Source organism: Pseudomonas defluvii (genome assembly GCF_001695625.1).
GTDB classification, from domain to species: Bacteria; Pseudomonadota; Gammaproteobacteria; order Pseudomonadales; family Pseudomonadaceae; genus Aquipseudomonas; species Aquipseudomonas defluvii.
The window spans coordinates 1-2,008 of sequence record NZ_MBPN01000246.1 but is presented as its reverse complement, the minus strand read 5'-3'; the positions used below and the strand labels follow the sequence as shown (position 1 = coordinate 2,008).

General features: G+C 45.4%; 2 protein-coding genes. Both read left to right on the top strand.

Annotated features, from left to right (window positions below; all coding sequences use genetic code 11):
• Window positions 1–178, top strand: a 178-nt coding sequence (locus EKA13_RS26995; RefSeq protein ID WP_141685661.1) for a transposase, incomplete at its 5' end; no start/stop codon positions are given.
• Between the two features lie 364 nt (window positions 179–542).
• On the top strand, window positions 543–1,955 hold the full coding sequence (locus EKA13_RS26990) for a PIN domain-containing protein (RefSeq protein ID WP_065762015.1): 1,413 nt from the start codon (window positions 543–545) through the stop codon (window positions 1,953–1,955).
• Window positions 1,956–2,008: the final 53 nt, after the last annotated feature.

Below are 2,008 nucleotides of genomic sequence, written 5' to 3'. Positions count from 1 at the left end.
CGCTGAGAGCATCCTTGCCTACTTCGACCGGCCAGGAACCAGCAACGGTCCAACAGAAGCTATCAACGGGCGACTTGAGCACTTACGAGGTACCGCCTTGGGCTTTAGAAATTTAACCAATTACATAGCCAGGTGCTTGCTGAAGTCAGGAGGGTTTAGAAATCAGCTACACCCTTAAATGCGAAGAGCCGGTTTAGAAATCAGCTACACCCTTAAATGCGAAGAGCCCCTTATCCTTTAGTAATTGAACGATCCTAAATTGCTGCTGCTTACTCACTTCATAGCCCATGTCATGGCTTTTCCTGCAATGCACGCCAACCTAAGATCTTCCCCTAAGTTTTCTTTGACATTATAATGCTATCAGCCAGTAAATTGTCAGTTCCTCAATTGCTTCTGCTCAGAATGGAAATCGCTCAAGGGGCATTTTTAGCTGAAACCTAGACTCTGGCTTAAGTAAGCATGGTAGCCATACGTTCCACCACGAGTGGCTCCTTCGATCATTTTTTGCTCACATGCGCCATCAAAGCAAGGAGCCACGCGGAATGGAACGCCAGGTAAAAATCCTCTACGTTTTTCCCGACACGAATGTCTTCGTCCAATGCAAGCAGCTAGAGGCTTTGGAATGGAAGGTGTTAGGTAATTATGACGAGGTAATTCTCATAGTCACTCGACCAGTAATATCAGAGGTTGACAGTCAAAAAAGCGGAAGCGGCCGACTGGCCAAGCGAGCAAAAATTGCAAATTCTTTATTTCGAAAATTCTTACAGGGAGATGAAATAGAGATTTCTTTGCAAGGTAGAGGCCCGACTCTTACAGTAGCCTTGGGGCAAAATCTGGAGCCATCGGATGAGCTTAGCGACCTGCTTAACTACAATCACGCAGATGACCGTTTGGTAGGTATTGCTCATGCCTACCAGGCTAGACATGATCGAGAAGTGCTTTTTCTATCACACGATACTGGACCCTTGCTGATGGCCAAAAGGGTTGGAATTAAGTTTCATCAAGTACCTGATAACTGGCTGCTCAATTCTGAGAACGATGAAGATCAGAAGCGAATAAAAGAACTAGAGTCTGACCTTAAACGTTTGAAAGACTCGGAACCTCGCTGCACAATTTCTTTCATGGATGCCCCTTGGAAGTTTACTAGAGTTAAGCATACTCCACTTACTCACGATCAGCTCTTAGAGCTTGCAGAGCTTCTGAAAACCTTATATCCGATAGCAACAGACTTCGGTTCAACTGAGGTAACCGAGCGTCAGGGCGCAATAAATCGCTTTGGCTTTCACTCAATTGAAAAGTACATACCAGTCTCGCCGGAAGATATTTCAGCGTACACCGAAAGATACAATACATGGTTAAATAGGTGCATCGAGTATTTTAAAGACATCCACAACAAGCTGAACTCCCAACCTGAATTGTTTATTATATCAGCCAGCCTGATCAATAATGGTGGACGACCCGCAGATGACGTTTTGGTAAGAATCCAATCAGCTTCCAGCGACATAAAACTGATGGACATTCCGAGCACAAAAGAATTTGAAGAAAGCAAAGTTCCGCTTGAGTTATCAGCCACACCTGCGAGACCTCAGGGACGATGGGTACGCGATCCAGATTTTTCCAGTTTGCGAGGCTTTGAAATACCCAGCATTCCATCACTGGCAGGGTATGATCGATTGAATACTAACCTTCTAGGCTTGAATAGCCCCCGTGATCAGAACGCCTTTTACTGGAAAGATGGGAAACCCACAGAACCGTGCGCACTTGTAGAGTTCGAGTGCACACAGTGGCGGCATCAAGATAATCCAGAAGAATTTCACCTCAGGGTTGCGATTTCCAAAAAACGCGAGCCACTGCACGGCGCTATCCAGATCGTTGTCCGAGCCTCAAATTTAGTCGAGCCTGTTAGAAAAACTCAAAGCATTGAGTTTACTGGCTCTTCGCATTTAAGGGTGTAGAAAAAATCTGACCGGCTGGAAAAGGAGTCGAGGATCTTAGAAAATGTAAGCTC